General features: G+C 66.1%; 14 protein-coding genes. 8 read left to right on the top strand and 6 right to left on the bottom strand.

The annotated features are described in order from the left end of the window. The first annotated feature begins 78 nt into the window (after positions 1 to 78). Entirely contained in the window at positions 79 to 639 is a 561-nt protein-coding gene (gene greB, locus HZS63_RS10200) for a transcription elongation factor GreB (RefSeq protein WP_180683933.1), read from the top strand. Here greB and HZS63_RS10195 read toward each other — a convergent pair. The 4 genes from HZS63_RS10195 to HZS63_RS10180 form a co-directional block, all read right to left on the bottom strand. After that, positions 614 to 2839 carry a RelA/SpoT family protein gene (locus HZS63_RS10195; protein ID WP_246316289.1) on the bottom strand — a complete coding sequence of 742 codons (2226 nt, stop codon included), beginning with the start codon at positions 2837 to 2839 and terminating at the stop codon, positions 614 to 616. The two genes, greB and HZS63_RS10195, sit on opposite strands and share 26 nt — an antisense overlap. Before the next feature lie 167 nt (positions 2840 to 3006). Continuing rightward, entirely contained in the window at positions 3007 to 3210 is a 204-nt protein-coding gene (gene rpoZ / locus HZS63_RS10190) for a DNA-directed RNA polymerase subunit omega (RefSeq protein WP_180683931.1), read from the bottom strand. Between the two features lie 26 nt (positions 3211 to 3236). Next, on the bottom strand, positions 3237 to 3857 hold the full coding sequence (gene gmk / locus HZS63_RS10185; RefSeq protein ID WP_180683984.1) for a guanylate kinase: 621 nt from the start codon (positions 3855 to 3857) through the stop codon (positions 3237 to 3239). A 2-nt stretch (positions 3858 to 3859) separates the two neighbouring features. After that, positions 3860 to 4768 carry a YicC/YloC family endoribonuclease gene (locus HZS63_RS10180; RefSeq protein WP_180683930.1) on the bottom strand — a complete coding sequence of 303 codons (909 nt, stop codon included), beginning with the start codon at positions 4766 to 4768 and terminating at the stop codon, positions 3860 to 3862. Between the two features lie 53 nt (positions 4769 to 4821). On the opposite strand from HZS63_RS10180, the gene HZS63_RS10175 reads away from it, so the two are divergent. The 7 genes from HZS63_RS10175 (at position 4822) to HZS63_RS10145 (ending at position 12747) form a co-directional block, all read left to right on the top strand. Further along, complete coding sequence (locus HZS63_RS10175; RefSeq protein ID WP_180683929.1) at positions 4822 to 5829, top strand: serine/threonine protein kinase; 1008 nt, start codon at positions 4822 to 4824, stop codon at positions 5827 to 5829. Next, complete coding sequence (locus tag HZS63_RS10170; protein WP_180683928.1) at positions 5826 to 6743, top strand: PP2C family protein-serine/threonine phosphatase; 918 nt, start codon at positions 5826 to 5828, stop codon at positions 6741 to 6743. The genes HZS63_RS10175 and HZS63_RS10170 overlap by 4 nt, the downstream gene beginning before the upstream one ends. 8 nt (positions 6744 to 6751) lie before the next feature. Beyond that, positions 6752 to 7513 (top strand): ribonuclease PH, encoded by a 762-nt coding sequence (gene rph, locus HZS63_RS10165; RefSeq protein WP_281364038.1) that lies wholly within the window; start codon positions 6752 to 6754, stop codon positions 7511 to 7513. A gap of 9 nt (positions 7514 to 7522) precedes the next feature. After that, positions 7523 to 8140, top strand: coding sequence for an RdgB/HAM1 family non-canonical purine NTP pyrophosphatase (gene rdgB / locus HZS63_RS10160; protein ID WP_180683927.1), 618 nt, complete (start codon positions 7523 to 7525; stop codon positions 8138 to 8140). Beyond that, on the top strand, positions 8133 to 9338 hold the full coding sequence (gene hemW, locus HZS63_RS10155; protein WP_180683926.1) for a radical SAM family heme chaperone HemW: 1206 nt from the start codon (positions 8133 to 8135) through the stop codon (positions 9336 to 9338). Before rdgB ends, hemW begins: the two co-directional genes overlap by 8 nt. 72 nt (positions 9339 to 9410) lie before the next feature. Next, positions 9411 to 10073 carry a CBS domain-containing protein gene (locus tag HZS63_RS10150; protein WP_180683925.1) on the top strand — a complete coding sequence of 221 codons (663 nt, stop codon included), beginning with the start codon at positions 9411 to 9413 and terminating at the stop codon, positions 10071 to 10073. 76 nt (positions 10074 to 10149) lie between these two features. Further along, on the top strand, positions 10150 to 12747 hold the full coding sequence (locus HZS63_RS10145; RefSeq protein WP_180683924.1) for a DUF349 domain-containing protein: 2598 nt from the start codon (positions 10150 to 10152) through the stop codon (positions 12745 to 12747). Here HZS63_RS10145 and HZS63_RS10140 read toward each other — a convergent pair. Both HZS63_RS10140 and HZS63_RS10135 read right to left on the bottom strand, forming a co-directional pair. Beyond that, positions 12725 to 13597 carry a M90 family metallopeptidase gene (locus HZS63_RS10140; RefSeq protein ID WP_180683923.1) on the bottom strand — a complete coding sequence of 291 codons (873 nt, stop codon included), beginning with the start codon at positions 13595 to 13597 and terminating at the stop codon, positions 12725 to 12727. The genes HZS63_RS10145 and HZS63_RS10140 overlap by 23 nt on opposite strands. Further along, positions 13594 to 14343, bottom strand: a complete 750-nt coding sequence (locus tag HZS63_RS10135; protein ID WP_343039978.1) for a UDP-2,3-diacylglucosamine diphosphatase — start codon at positions 14341 to 14343, stop codon at positions 13594 to 13596. The genes HZS63_RS10140 and HZS63_RS10135 overlap by 4 nt, the downstream gene beginning before the upstream one ends. Between the last annotated feature and the right edge of the window lie 29 nt (positions 14344 to 14372).

The raw sequence follows: 14372 nt of genomic DNA, 5'->3' as shown, positions 1-14372 counted from the left end.
CAGACCCGGCCCCAGAGTCCTGAACGATATTGGACAATCGACCCCTCTGGACACCCTGACGGCAGCCACACGCAACCCATGAGCAAAGCATTCACCCGAGAAACCGATACCCCCGAAGACGACGATGTGCCCGATGGCCCGGCCCTGCCGGCCGGGGGCAAGAACTACATGACCCAGGCCGGCCATGACCGCCTGCGGGCGGAACTGCTGCATCTGCTGGATGTGGAGCGCCCGCGCGTGGTCGAGGTGGTGCATTGGGCGGCGAGCAACGGCGACCGCTCCGAAAACGGCGACTATCTGTACGGCAAGAAGCGCCTGCGCGAAATCGACCGCCGCATCCGCTTCCTGACCAAGCGACTCGATGCCGCCGTGGTGGTGGACCCTTCGCAACACCACGGCAAGGACCAGGTGTTCTTCGGTGCCACGGTCAGGTTTGCGCGTGAGGACGGCAGCGAAACCACGGTCACCATCCTTGGCATCGACGAGGCCGATACCACCCAGGGGCAGGTGAGCTGGGTGTCGCCGGTGGCACAGGCCTTGCTCAAGGCACGCGAGGGCGACGAGGTGCGCCTGCTCACCCCTACCGGCTGGGAGACGTTGGAGATACTGGAGGTCAGCTACCCGGCCGCGTCGGCCTGACGCGCTGGGCACGGATCACCGAAGGCGTGCGTTTGAGCTGACGCAACACTTGAGCCAGGTGGGCGCGGTCACGCACCGCGAGCACGAAACGCAGCTCGGTGGTGGATTGGGCTGGCTCGTCGCCCATGTAGATGTGGTTGATGTCGGCTTCGGCGCTGGCCAGCGCGGCGGCCACCTTGGCCAGGACACCCTTGCCGTTGTTCACTGTGACCACCACGGCGGATTCGAACGAGCGGGTCGGCTCCTCGGACCATTCCACCTCGATAAAACGCTCCGCATCGCGATGCAGCAGCTTGACGCCGTGAGGGCAGTCGTCGGTGTGGACCACCAGCCCTTCACCCTTGCCCAGGTAGCCGATGATGCGGTCGCCGGGGATGGGGTGGCAGCAGGTGGCGTACTGGACGGAAGTGCCTTCGCTGCCATCGAGCGTGACCACGCCTTGGCTCGGCTGGTCTTCGGTGGCCGCGCCGAAACGCTCCTGGCTGATGAGCAGCAGATCGGGTTTTTGCCCCATTTCGCTGAGCAAAGAGGCCAGCTTTTTGCTCACCATACTGGCGATGCGCCGGCCCAGCCCGATGTCGGTCAGCAATTCGCCGCGGTGCCGGTTGCCGGTGAAGCGCAGCAGCTTTTCCCAGACTTCCTGGTGGGCCTCGTCGTCGGGCGGGAGCGCCGCGATGCCCTCGGCGCGCAGGGCCTGACGCAGCAGCCGCTCACCAAGAGCGAGGGACTCTTCCTCGGCCAGCGTCTTGAGGTGGTGCCGTATCTTCGAGCGGGCCCGTCCGGTCTTGACAAAGCCGAGCCAACTCGGGTTGGGTCGCGCATGGGGCGAAGTGATGATTTCCACCACGTCCCCATTGTTGAGTTCGCTGCGCAGCGGCGCTTGTTCGCCGTTGATCTTGGCCCCGATGGCGCGGTTGCCCACGTCACTGTGAATGGCATAAGCGAAATCGACCGCCGTGGCCCCACGCGGCAGGGCCATGATCCGGCTCTTGGGCGTGAACACATAAACCGAGTCGGGGAAAAGGTCGATCTTGACGTGATCCCAGAATTCAGCGGCGTCATGGGTTTCCTGCTGGATGTCGAGCAGCGACTGCAACCACTGGGTGTTGAGGTCTTGCGAGGCGGGGCTGTTCGGATCGCTCGCTTTGTAGAGCCAGTGCGCGGCCACGCCGGACTCGGCCACCACATCCATGGTGTGGGTGCGGAGCTGGAACTCGATGTTGGTGCCGAACGGTCCCACCAGCGTGGTGTGCAGCGACTGATAGCCATTCATCTTCGGAATGGCGATGTAGTCGCGGAACTTGCCCGGCAGCGGCTTGTAGAGCTGATGCAAAATGCCCAGCGCCTGGTAGCAGTCCAGCAGGTCGGGCAGGATGATGCGGAAACCGTAGATGTCGGTCACCTGCGCAAAGGACAGGTGTTTCTGGTCCATCTTGCGGTACACGGAATACAGCGTCTTTTCGCGGCCGAGGATGCGCACCTCGATTCCGTGCCGGCGAAAGGCCGATTCCACTTCGCCTTGCACGCGAGCAATCAGGTCTTTGCGGCGGCTGCGCGATTTTTCCAGGGCTTTGGACAGGGCTTTGTAACGCCAGGGGTGCAGGTGTTTGAAGGCCAGGTCCTGCAGTTCGCGGTAGTTGTTGTTCAGGCCCAGGCGGTGGGCGATCGGGGCATAGACGTCCAGCGTTTCACGGCTGATACGCTCCCACTTGCTGCGGGGCATGTCGCCCATGGTGCGCATGTTGTGGGTGCGGTCGGCCAGCTTGATGAGGATGACGCGCACATCGCGCGCCATGGCCAGCAGCATCTTGCGGAAGGATTCGGCCTGGTTTTGCTCGCGACTGTGGAGTTCGAGCTTGTCGAGCTTGGTGAGTCCATCGACCAGCTCGGTGATCTGCGGGCCGAAGCGTTCGGCCATATCGGCCTTGGAGACGCCACAGTCTTCCAGCACGTCGTGCATGAGGGCGGCGCACAGGGCCTGTGCGTCGAGTTTCCACTCGGTGCACTGCTGGGCCACCGCGATCGGGTGGGTGATGTAAGGGTCGCCGTTCTTGCGCAACTGCCCCAGGTGGGCTTCGTCGGCGAAGCGGTAAGCTTGGCGGACCAGCTCGATTTCGGCCGCGTTGAGGTAGTCGAGCCGGGCCTCCAGTGCCGCAAAGCTGGCCGCGGCGGCACTGGAGGCCGCCTGTACCGGGCTCATCGCTGGCGTGGTTGTCGCATGATCCGTCATAGACCCTTTACTTTAGCCGGAGTTGCGCCGCCGCGGGGTGGTAAGGGAAAAGCGGCAGAAAAAGCGCCCCTCGGTATGCACCGCTGAAAAACAAAAAGCACCGGCCAGGCGGTGCTTTTCGAGTGGGATCCAGCGGTTCAGACCGGGACCTTTTTGAGCATTTCCAGTCCAACCTTACCGGCCGCGATTTCGCGCAGCGCGGTCACACCGGCCTTGTTGCGGGTCTCGATCTTGGGCGTGTGGCCCTGGTTGAGCATGCGCGCGCGGTAGGTGGCGACCAGGACGAGCTGGAAGCGGTTGGGAATCTTTTCCAGGCAGTCTTCAACGGTGATGCGTGCCATGTGGGCTCCGTGCGTGTGTAGGGGTGTCAGCCAATGTTCAGAGCGCGGAACGTGTCTGCGCGGGCGCGACGCTGAGCCGCAACCTTGAGGCGTTGAGCGTGCGCAATGGCTTTGAGGTCGAACAGCGCCCGCTCGAACAACTCATTGATTATAACGAAATCGAAATGATCGACATGCGCCACCTCCTCGGCGGCATTGCGCAGACGCAGCTCGATGACTTCGTCGCTGTCTTCCGCGCGGCGCTGTAAGCGGGCACGCAACTCCTCCCAGCTCGGTGGCAGGATGAAAATGAGCACCGCGTTGGGAAACTGGCGCTTGATCTGGATGGCACCCTGGTAGTCGATTTCGAGGACGATGTCTGCGCCGGCGGCGATCTTGTCCTCGATCGCCTTGCGCGAGGTACCGTAGCGGTTGCCGTGGACCTGGGCCCATTCGACGAACGCATCGGCGGCGATCATGCGGTCGAACTCCTCATCGCTCACGAAGTAGTACTCGCGGCCGTGCATTTCCTGTCCGCGCGGCGCCCGCGTGGTGTGCGAGACCGACAGCTCCATGCGCGAATCGACTTCGAGCAGCGCTTTCACGAGGCTGGATTTGCCGGTGCCGCTGGGCGCGGCGACGACGTAGAGATTGCCGGGATAGTCCATGGTCATTCGAGGTTCTGTACCTGCTCGCGCATCTGTTCGATGAGCACCTTCATGTCCACCGAGATGCGCGTCAGCTCCAGGCTGGAGGATTTGCTGCCGAGCGTGTTGGCCTCGCGGTGCAGTTCCTGGATGAGGAAGTCCAGCCGTTTCCCGACTTCGCCGCCCTTGCCCAGAAGCCGTTCGATTTCTTCGAGGTGCGATTGCAGTCGGGTGAGTTCTTCGGCCACGTCGATGCGGATGGCAAAGGCGGTGGCCTCGGCGAGGGCGCGGTCCTGGGCGGCCTGGCTGCTGGCGTCGGCCTGGGCACTGCCCAGCGCCTCGTTCCAGCGTTCCAGAAAGCGCTGGCGCTGCAGGGCGACCAGCTGGGGCACCAATGGCTGGGCTTGCTGGGCCAGCCCGCGCAGTTGGGCCACGCGGTCGAGCAACATGGCGGCGAGCCGTGCACCTTCGCGTTCGCGCGAGGCGGTGAAGTCGTCGAGCACCTGACGGGCCAGCTCGACCAGGGTTTCAGCCAGACCGCTGGGGGGCGTGGCGTGGCGCGACAGCGTGCCCAGCACCTCGGCCACCGACAGCTCGCGTGCCTGCGGCAGCCAGGCCCGGATGTGGTCCTGCAGGCCGGCGAGCTTCTGGAGTTCGCCGTGCGACGGGGGGCGCAGCGCCTGGTCGGAGCGGCCTTCGAGCCAGCCCCGGATTTCCACCTTGCCCCGCTTCAGGCGGGCGCCGATCAGCTCACGCAGCGCGGGCTCGCTGGGGCGCAACTCGTCGGAGAGGCGGAAACTCAAGTCCAGGAAGCGGCTGTTGACGGACCGGATTTCCAGGCCCAGGGGCACACCGGCTGCAGCGGCCGATCCGCCCACCGGCTCGGGCTGGCTTTGACCAGTGGCGTAGCCGGTCATGCTGTAAACTGGCATTCAAAACTCGCAGTCTGTTTGCAACGTTGTTGGGGGTCGCCGAATCTTCGATTATGTCAAAGACCAAACCCGCCCCGTTGCCTCCAGACACCCTCATCGGAGGCTATCGCATCCTGCGCCAGCTGGCGGCAGGGGGGTTCGGCGTGGTCTATCTGGCGCTGGACAGCACCGGGCAGCGGGTGGCGCTCAAGGAGTACCTGCCTTCGGCGCTGGTGGTGCGTCAGCCAGGAGAGCTGCTGCCTTCGGTGCCACCGGAAAAACTCTCCTTGTACCGGCTGGGACTGAAGAGTTTTTTCGAAGAGGGGCGTGCACTGGCCCAAATTTCCCACCCCTCGGTGGTGAGCGTGCTCAATTTCTTCCGCGAGAACGACACCGTCTATATGGTGATGAACTACCTGGAAGGTGCGTCACTCCAGGACTTCATCGTCGCCGCCCGCGGGCTCAAGCGCAAGAAGATTCTGCGCGAGGCCACCATCCGCTCGCTCTTCGACGAGGTCCTGCGCGGGCTGCGCATCGTGCATCAGCACAAGATGCTGCACCTCGACATCAAGCCGGCCAACATCTTCATCACCGACGAGAACAAGGCCGTGCTGATCGACTTCGGCGCCGCACGCGAGGTGCTGAACACCGAGGGCAACTTCGTGCGGCCGATGTACACCCCTGGTTTTGCCGCACCCGAGATGTACAAGCGCCATTCCGGCTTGGGTCCCTGGACCGACATCTACGCCGTCGGAGCGTGCATGTATTCGTGCATGCAGGGCTATCCGCCCCACGACGCTCCGCAACGCCAGGAGAAGGACCGCCTCGCCTTGGCCATGACCCGGCTGCGCGGCCTGTATTCCGACAACCTCATCGAGGTCGTGCAGTGGTGCATGGCGCTCGACCCGCTGTCGCGCCCTCAGTCCGTGTTCGCCCTGCAAAAAGCGCTCAACCACGAGGAAGAACCCTCCTACACCCAGCCCGGCCTGTTGGACAAAATGCGCCTGCGCATCGGTGGCCTGCTCGGAGCCAAGGCGGTCACCACCCAGACGACCGAACGCTCCAGCTTTCAAGAGCCATGAGGTTTTCCGTCTATCAGGTCAGCCGCAAGGGTGGCCGAGCGCTGAACGAAGACCGGGTGGGCTACACCTACACCCGTGAGGCCGTGCTACTGGTGCTGGCCGATGGCATGGGAGGCCACCCCGAAGGCGAGAAGGCGGCCGAGATCGCGGTGCGTGTGTTCACCCAACGCTTCGTCGACAGGGCCAAGCCGCGCCTGGACGATCCCCGTGCCTTTCTGGAGCAGACCGTGCTCGCGGCCAACCAGGCCATCGTGGACTATGCCCGCTCCCAATCCATGCGGGACAACCCCCGCACCACGTTGGTGGCGGCGGTGGTACAGGCCGGTGCACTGTGCGCCTTGCATTCCGGGGATTCACGCCTGTACTGGGTGCGTCAGGGTCATCTGGTCCAGCGCACGCGGGATCATTCTTATCATGACAAGCCCGGGCTGTTCCGCCAGTTGCCGCCCGGAGTCAACCGCAGTGTGCTGTTCACCTGTCTGGGCTCCGACACGCCCCCGCTGTACGACATGCTGGGACCTGCGGACCTGGAACAAGGCGACCGGCTGCTGCTGTGTTCCGACGGCCTGTGGGGCGTGATGACCGATGACGACGTGGCCTCGGGCCTGCACGGGGTGCCGCTGCAAGATGCCGTCAACACCCTGGCCAACGAGGCGGAACACAAAGGCGGGCGCCATGGTGACAATGTCTCGCTGTTGGCCCTGGAATGGGACACCGCCGACGACTTCGAACCCACCCAAGTGGTGATACGCTCGGAGGGGCTGGCGGATCGTCCGTTCGCCTCGTCCTTCGGCTCGCTGGACGAAGCCTCCCTGGCCGCCGCCGATGCATTTGACGAGGATGCCATCGAGCGCACGATCGCCGAAATCAACGAAGCCATACGCCGAACCTCGCTGCGCAAGCGCGATACCTGACACATGCCATGACCGATTTCTCCACCCACCACGCCGATGCCTTGCGTCACGACGGCCGCCGCCCCAACCAGTTGCGCCCCGTGCGCATGACCCGCCACTTCACCAAGCACGCCGAAGGCTCGGTGTTGATCGAATTCGGCGACACCCGGGTGTTGTGCACCGCATCGGTCGAAGAGAAGGTGCCGCCGCACCAGAAAGGCACCGGTGAAGGCTGGGTCACGGCCGAATACGGCATGCTGCCGCGCGCCACCCACACCCGTAGCGCCCGCGAGGCGGCCAAAGGCAAGCAGAGCGGCCGCACACAGGAAATCCAGCGCTTGATTGGGCGATCCCTGCGTGCGGTGTTCGACCTGTCCATACTGGGTGAACGGACCCTCACTTTGGACTGCGACGTGCTCCAGGCCGATGGCGGCACACGCACGGCGGCCATCACCGGGGCCTTCGTTGCGGCCCAGGACGCCGTGCACCGCCTGCTCGCCGAAGGCAAGCTGGAGCGTTCCCCGGTGCTGCACCCGGTGGCGGCCGTGTCGGTCGGCATCGTGCAGGGCGTGCCGGTGCTGGACCTCGACTACATCGAAGATTCGGGTTGCGACACCGACATGAACGTGGTCATGACCGGCGCCGGTCACTATGTGGAAGTGCAGGGCACGGCCGAGGGGGCTGCGTTCAGCCGCGATGAGATGAACCAGTTGCTGTTGCTCGCGGAAAAAGGCATTGGTGAACTGATCGCCCTGCAGCGTGCGGCCCTGGCCGACGCCCAGGTGGCCTGAGGGCCGGGTATGACGGGACACACCCTGGTCCTGGCTTCCAACAACGCCGGCAAGCTGGCCGAGCTGCAGGCCATGCTCGCACCCTTGGGGGTGCGCCTGATCCGACAGGCCGAACTCGGTATTCCCGAGGCTCCCGAGCCGCACCGCACTTTCGTGGAAAACGCCTTGGCCAAAGCCCGCCATGCCAGTGCCGCCAGTGGCCTGCCGGCCTTGGCCGATGATGCAGGCCTGTGTGTGGAGGCCTTCGGCGGGCTGCCCGGGGTGGACACCGCCTACTACGCGACCCAATTTGGTTACGAGAAGGGGGATGCCAACAACGTGCGCGCTCTGTTGGAGCAGATGCGCGGCATCACCGATCGCCGCGCCGCCATGGTGAGCACACTGGTGGCGGTGCGTTCACCCCAGGACCCGGAGCCTCTGGTGGCCACGGGGCGGGTCAGTGGTCTCATCACCGAGGCGCCGCTGGGCGACAACGGCTTCGGTTTCGACCCGGTGATGTGGATTCCCGCCTTCGGTCAGACCTTCGCCCAGCTGCCGACCGAAGTGAAGAACGCCCACAGCCACCGGGGCCGGGCCGCTCGGGCCATGCTGGAGCTGATGCGCGAGCGCTGGTACGCCGATGAGTGAGCCGCGGGAAATCCGCCTGCAACGGCCGGGCCAACTGCGCTTGCCTGCTCTGCCGCCGCTGAGCCTGTACGTGCACCTGCCGTGGTGCCTGAAGAAGTGCCCCTATTGCGACTTCAACTCCCACGAGTGGCGAAGGGCCGCAGGGCAGGGCGGCGATCTGCCCTGGGCCGACTACCTGGACGCTTTGCGCGCCGATCTGGAGTCCAGCCTGCCACTGATCTGGGGGCGCACCGTGCACAGCGTGTTCATTGGGGGAGGTACGCCCAGCCTGTTCCCCCCTGAGGCCATCGACCGGCTGCTGTCCGACATTCGCGCGCGGGTGCGCCTGGAAGCCGACGCCGAAATCACGCTGGAAGCCAATCCGGGCACCTTCGAGACAGACCGCTTTCGCGGCTACCGTCAGGCCGGGGTGAACCGGCTCAGCGTGGGGGTGCAGTCCTTCGACGACCGCTTTTTGCGCGCGCTCGGCCGCGTGCACGACGGCGCGCAGGCCCGCGCCGCGCTGGAGGAGGCGGCCTGCCACTTCGACACCTTCAACCTGGACCTGATGTACGCCCTGCCGGGGCAAACGCTGGCCGATCTGGAGCGCGACTTGGCCATGGCCCTGGCCTATGCGCCGCCCCACCTTTCGGTGTACCACCTCACGCTGGAGCCCAACACCTATTTCGCCAAGCACCCTCCGGTGTTGCCCGATGACGACACTGCCTACGAGATGCTGGACCTCATCACCCAACGCACCGGCGAGTCGGGCATGGCGCGGTACGAGGTCTCGGCCTATGCGCGGCCAGGCCACCAGTGTTGGCACAACACCAACTACTGGCAGTTCGGCGACTACCTGGGCATCGGAGCCGGTGCCCATGGCAAGCTGAGTTTTCCACATCGCATCGTGCGCCAGGTGCGCTGGCGCGAACCTCGGCGCTACATGGAGCAGGCCCTGCTTGGGCAGCCCATGGCCAGCGAGGAAGAGGTGCCACCCGTCGAGCTGCCGTTCGAGTTCATGCTCAACGCCTTGCGCCTGCGCGAAGGGTTTGAGCTCACCGATTTCAGCGATCGCACCGGTTTGCCGGTCACGGCGATTCTGCAGGCGCTGCAGGAAGCCGAACGGCGGGGCTGGATCGAGCGCGATCTGCAACGGATCCGGCCCACGGCGCACGGATTCGATTTCCTCAGCGACCTGCAGGCGCTCTTCCTGCCCTGACACGGGGCGCCCTGTTGCGTGGGTGTACAGCACGCCCCGCGGACGCCATAATGGCCGACAGAGAGGTGAGCGATGTTTGCGATCTATGGCACGTCAGGACTCATGTATCGCGGTCCGCTGGAGGAGATGCGCAAGGTGGCCCCCACCTTGCGTGCTGCCCGCACACGCGCGATCACGCCGGACCTGGATCGGCCCTCGGCCGAGCCCGTGCCAGGAGCCAGGGTCGAAGGCGAGCACCGGACCGCCAGTCAGGCGCTGTCGGCCTATGGCGCGGTGCAACGGCCACCGGTGGAGCGGCGACCGTTGCAGGTGGTGGCCGATGTGATGAGCGGTCAGCCGATCACCGTGAGACAGGATGTGACCGTGCGCGATGGCTGGTGGGCACTCTACGAGCACGGGGTGGGGCAGGCGCCGGTGCTCAACGCCGAGGGCTACGTGGTGGGTATGCTGACCCGGGCCGAACTCATGCGCCCGGACCGTCTTCCGCAGCCGGGTGGGCACGCCATCGTCTGGCAGGCGCTGCTGGCGCAGCCCGTGACGGAGGTGATGGTCTCGCCAGTGCCCTGCGTCAGCCCCGAAACCGATCTGCGCCGCCTCGCCCAGGCCCTGCTGGATACGGGTTTGCAAGGCCTGCCCGTGGTCGATGGCGAAGGGCGTGTGATCGGCTTCGTGGCCCGCAGCGACATCCTCAAGGCCGTGGTGCACGACCCGCCACTCGATCTGTGGGCCGGATGAAGCCGCGTCTGGAAGCAGATCGGAAACCGGCGACAATACGCTTTTGGCTCCGCCGTGAGCCGCCCCGCTTGCGCAGATGACGCGCTCCATTGCAAGCCATAGCCCAAGATCCGTTGCCGTGAACTTCCCCGACAAAACCCCTTTCGCTGCCTCCGACCTTTCCCAACTCGACGCATGGACGGCGGGGGCGTTTTCGGCGCCCACCTCTGGTGAGCGTTCGGCGCGCTTGCGCGACTGGCTGGCCACCGAGCCCGATGCCGACGCCATCGCCGAGGTGTATCGCGAAATGTCGCACCGAGACAAAGGCGCGGCCAAGGTGCTCAAGGAGCGGCTGGATGAGATCAAGCGAGCCAAGGCTCAGGATGCCATGGCCGACGAGTGGGCCGCCAAGGCCCGGGCGTTGCTGGGTCAGCCGCGTCTGAATCTGGCCGACGCCATGGCTTGGCAGCGCGATGCAGCCAAGGCCGGCGCCCCTCTGTCGCGTGAACCTCTGGCCGGACTGAAACAGGCCTTGGCCGAGCGTATGAAAGCGATCGAAGACCTTCAGCACCGGGTTCAGGTGGAACGCGAGGCGGCGGTGCTGCTGGCGCAGCGCATCGAGGTCCTGTCAACCAAGTCCTGGACCGAGGCCCAGGCCGCGTTGGACGCGTTGCAACAAGACGTCGCGGCATGGTTGACCCAGGCCGGCGAACTGGCACAGGATGCGGCCTGGAGCAGCCTGGACCCCAAGTACCCAAATCAGCTGGAGGTTTCCCGCCAGCAGCTCACCATCGTGTGGGAGGCTTTCCAGGCCGCGCTGGCACAGGCGGTAGCGGCCGCCCAGGACCCGAGCGCCCCTTTGCCTGAGGTGCCGGTGTGGGCCGACGAACTGCGTGCCGCCCGGGGCGAATCGGCCCCCATCCCGGCGGTCGATCCTGCCGAGCTGGCGGCTCGCCAAGCCCAGGCTGTGCGGGTTGTGACCGCCGCTATGGACGTGTTGGGCAAAGAGCTGGCCGAAGGGCATGCGAAAACCGCGCCCAAGGCCGCAGCACAACTGAGGCAGGCGCTCAAGGAGCATGGCCGCTTCATTCCGCCGGCCTTGGACGCCGAAGCCCAGGCCCTGCTGGTCAAGAGTGGGGAACTGGAGGGCTGGCAGCGTTGGCGGGCCGATCAGCTGCGCGAAGAGCTGATTGCCAAAGCGGTAGCCCTGACCCAGGCCCCCGAGGGCCAGCGGCTCGGTGGTCGCAAAATGCAGGAAACCCTGCGCCAGTTGCGTGAGCAGTGGAAGGTGGTGGATCAGGGAGGCGCTCCCAATCACGCCCTCTGGAAGAAATTCGACGAGGCCTGTACCGAGGCTCACAAAGTGGTCGAGGCATGGCTGACCCAGCTGCGGCAGCAGAACGAAGCCAGCCGCGCCCAGCGCTTGGCCCTGATCGAGGAGGTCAAAGCCTGGACCGAGGCCCACGCCGAGAGCACCGACTGGAAACAGCAGTTGCGTGACTTGCATGCATTCTCCGAACGCTGGCGTCAGGCTGGGCATTTGAGCGAGAAGCTGTTTGCCGAAGTCCAACCCCTGTGGAAAGCGGCCATGGCGCAGGCCCATGCCCGGCTCGAAGCCGCTCAAGCCGACAGTGTGCAGCGCCGCCAGGCACTGATCGAGGAGGCGCGTCAATTGGCCGAGGCGCCAGCGCTTCGGGTGGATGCGGTCAAAGCGCTTCAACAGCGCTGGCAGCAAGAAGCTCACGCCGTACCGCTGGACCGGCGGCAGGAGCAAAAGCTCTGGGAGGCGTTCCGGCAGCCCATTGATGAGGCCTTTGCCCGCAAATCGGCCATCCGAGACAAGCAGACCGAGGCGCTGAGCGCCCACGACAAGGCGGTGCTGGAGGCGGTGCGAGCCCTGGAGGTCGCCAATGCTTCTGGCGATGCCCGGCAAATCCGTGCGGCCATGGCCGATCTGCAAGCCGCAATCCGCGGCGAAGGGCCTGATGTCCACGCCGTCGCCGAGCCGGCGCCTGAACCCGCCGCCGCAGAAGGCGAAGCCATGCCGGCTGCCGCTTCAGCGCCGCGCAAGTTGGTGGCCATGCGGGGAGACGATCGCCCTGGGGCAGTGGGCAAGGCACCGGCGGCGGCGCGTTCCGCCGCTCGTTCGGGGCCCGTTGGCAGTCGCGATGGGCGCTCGCGTGGGGATCGTCCCGATGCCCGGGCCGATCGTGGGCCGCGTGGCCCCCGTCTTGGCGATGCCGCGTTCCGAGCCCAGCGTCAGGCCATGGAGCAGGCCGAACTCACCTTGAAAAAGCTGGCTGCCCAGGCGCATGGCGAGGCGCTGACGCAGCTGCTCACGGCCTGGCAGCAACGCGCCGCTGACGCCGTCCCCGCCGCGCAGGCGCTGGGCGGACGGTCTGCGGCTGCAGCCCGTGCGGGCTGGGTGGCGGCGCTTTCCGCAGCCCCGAGTGCCGATGCGCAGGCGCGTTGCGCAGAAAGCCTGTTACGCCTCGAAATGGCGGCCGAGGTCCCCACGCCTGCGGCTCATCTGGAGGCGCGCCGCGCCCTGCAACTCAAGCTGCTGACCCGCCGTCACGATCCATCGCCTGCCGAGACCTGGGCTCAGGATGTCGCCACTGTGCTGGCTTCGCCCCATGAACCGGAGGCGGCCAAGCGGCTCCAGACGGTGCTCAAGGTGCTGCTACGCCGCTGACTTGGGCGGGGTGTTTGAAGAACGCATCCAGCAGGGGCAACAGGTCGGGGAATTCGACGGCGAAACGCTCACGGTTCACCGTCCATGCTTCGCATGCCACGGCGAAAAACTCGGCCGGATCGGTGGCTCCGTAGGCGTCCAGCCACGGCCGGGGCGCCCCGAAGCGCTCGGCCATGTCCACTTGGCGCCGAAAGTCCTCGTAGGTTCGTTGCCAGGTGGAGCGCCACATTCGGTTTGCCTCGGCCGCTGACCGTTGCATAAAGCCGCGTGGCAGCCGGGGGCAACCGTCGGCCGCTTCATGGCGGGACTTGTACCGCATGTCGATCTTGTGGGCGAATTCGTGGATCACGAGGTTGCGGCCTTCGCCAGCGGCTTCGCGAGCACCCGCTACGTGGGACCACGCCAGCATCACCGGCCCGCCGTGCATGGCCTCTCCGGCCAGCGCTTCACGGTAGCGATGCACCACGCCGGCGTCGTCCACCACCTCGCGCTGGGCGACCACCTCGTCCGGATAGACCACGATGCCGACGAAATCCCGGTACCAGTCGAGCCCGCCGCGCCCCCAGTGCACCCAGGGCAGGCAAGCCTGGGTGGCGATGGTCAAGGCCATGGTGTCGGTGATCTGCAGCCCTTGGGCGCCGGTGAACTCCTTCTCGGCCAGGAAGTGTTGGCACAGATCCCGCAGGCAGGCGAGCTCGGTGGGGGAGAGACGCTGCAGAAACGGCTGTGCCCGGACCACATGCTGCCACAGCCCGTCTGGGATGTCGGGTGCGCCGCCCAGCCAGCGGGTGAGGGTGCGTCCGGCCCGGCTGTGGCGCCAAATGCGCCACCAGCGGGGAGCTGGGTTCATGGTGCCCATGCGTGCCGATGCCAGTGACCGGCGGCGTCCAGGCTGAGGCGCTCCAGCCGAGGCGGCTCGGCGCTCGCATCCCAGTCGCTGAGCACGATCCGCTGGTGCTTGCCGTCCAGGGCGTGTACGCCGGGCCGGTGGGTGTGACCGTGGATGAGGTGGTGGGCGCCGGTTTGTTCGAGCCAGCGCAAAGCGGTGGCCGTGTCCACGTCGGCCAACGGGAAGCCTCCCGAGCGGGCCATGGATTTGCGTGCCTCGCTGGCCGCGCGCAGTTGGCGGGCCACGGCCTCCCGCTCTGTCAGCGGGCGCTGAAGGAAAGCGCTTTGCCAGGCATCGGAGCGCACGGTGGCACGGAACGCCTGGTAGGCGGTGTCTTCGAGGCACCAGGCGTCGCCATGGGTGAGCAGCCAGCGGGTGGGGCCCCATTCGAGCAGGCAAGGGTCGCCCAGCAGGGTGACGCCGCAGCGTTGCGCGAAGCCTGGGCCCAGCAGGAAATCCCGGTTGCCGCGCATCACGAACACCGCGGCCTGCCGGGCAACCGACAGCAGCGCATCGGCACAGTCCTGCAGAAAACGATGCTCCGGCGTGTCGTTGCCGGCGTCCAGCATGTCGTCGCCCACCCAGACCTCGAACAGGTCGCCCAAGATGAACAGCGCATCGAACCCGCCCTGCGCCAGATAGTTCCGCCAAGCCGCGGCCGTGGCCGGCTCGCTGGCATGCAGATGCAGGTCCGAGATCAAGTCCACCCGGCGCCAGTCGGGGCGGGCGGTGAGGG

Source organism: Tepidicella baoligensis (assembly GCF_013432195.1).
GTDB classification, from domain to species: domain Bacteria; phylum Pseudomonadota; class Gammaproteobacteria; order Burkholderiales; family Burkholderiaceae_C; genus Tepidicella; species Tepidicella baoligensis.
This window is presented reverse-complemented; position numbering and strand designations above follow the sequence as displayed.

Coding starts and splice junctions, on each gene's coding strand:
- greB (WP_180683933.1), top strand. CDS start 79: ATGAGCAAAGCATTCACCCGAGAAACCGATACCCCCGAAGACGACGAT.
- HZS63_RS10195 (WP_246316289.1), bottom strand. CDS start 2,839: ATGAGCCCGGTACAGGCGGCCTCCAGTGCCGCCGCGGCCAGCTTTGCG.
- rpoZ (WP_180683931.1), bottom strand. CDS start 3,210: ATGGCACGCATCACCGTTGAAGACTGCCTGGAAAAGATTCCCAACCGC.
- gmk (WP_180683984.1), bottom strand. CDS start 3,857: ATGGACTATCCCGGCAATCTCTACGTCGTCGCCGCGCCCAGCGGCACC.
- HZS63_RS10180 (WP_180683930.1), bottom strand. CDS start 4,768: ATGCCAGTTTACAGCATGACCGGCTACGCCACTGGTCAAAGCCAGCCC.
- HZS63_RS10175 (WP_180683929.1), top strand. CDS start 4,822: ATGTCAAAGACCAAACCCGCCCCGTTGCCTCCAGACACCCTCATCGGA.
- HZS63_RS10170 (WP_180683928.1), top strand. CDS start 5,826: ATGAGGTTTTCCGTCTATCAGGTCAGCCGCAAGGGTGGCCGAGCGCTG.
- rph (WP_281364038.1), top strand. CDS start 6,752: ATGACCGATTTCTCCACCCACCACGCCGATGCCTTGCGTCACGACGGC.
- rdgB (WP_180683927.1), top strand. CDS start 7,523: ATGACGGGACACACCCTGGTCCTGGCTTCCAACAACGCCGGCAAGCTG.
- hemW (WP_180683926.1), top strand. CDS start 8,133: ATGAGTGAGCCGCGGGAAATCCGCCTGCAACGGCCGGGCCAACTGCGC.
- HZS63_RS10150 (WP_180683925.1), top strand. CDS start 9,411: ATGTTTGCGATCTATGGCACGTCAGGACTCATGTATCGCGGTCCGCTG.
- HZS63_RS10145 (WP_180683924.1), top strand. CDS start 10,150: ATGACGCGCTCCATTGCAAGCCATAGCCCAAGATCCGTTGCCGTGAAC.
- HZS63_RS10140 (WP_180683923.1), bottom strand. CDS start 13,597: ATGAACCCAGCTCCCCGCTGGTGGCGCATTTGGCGCCACAGCCGGGCC.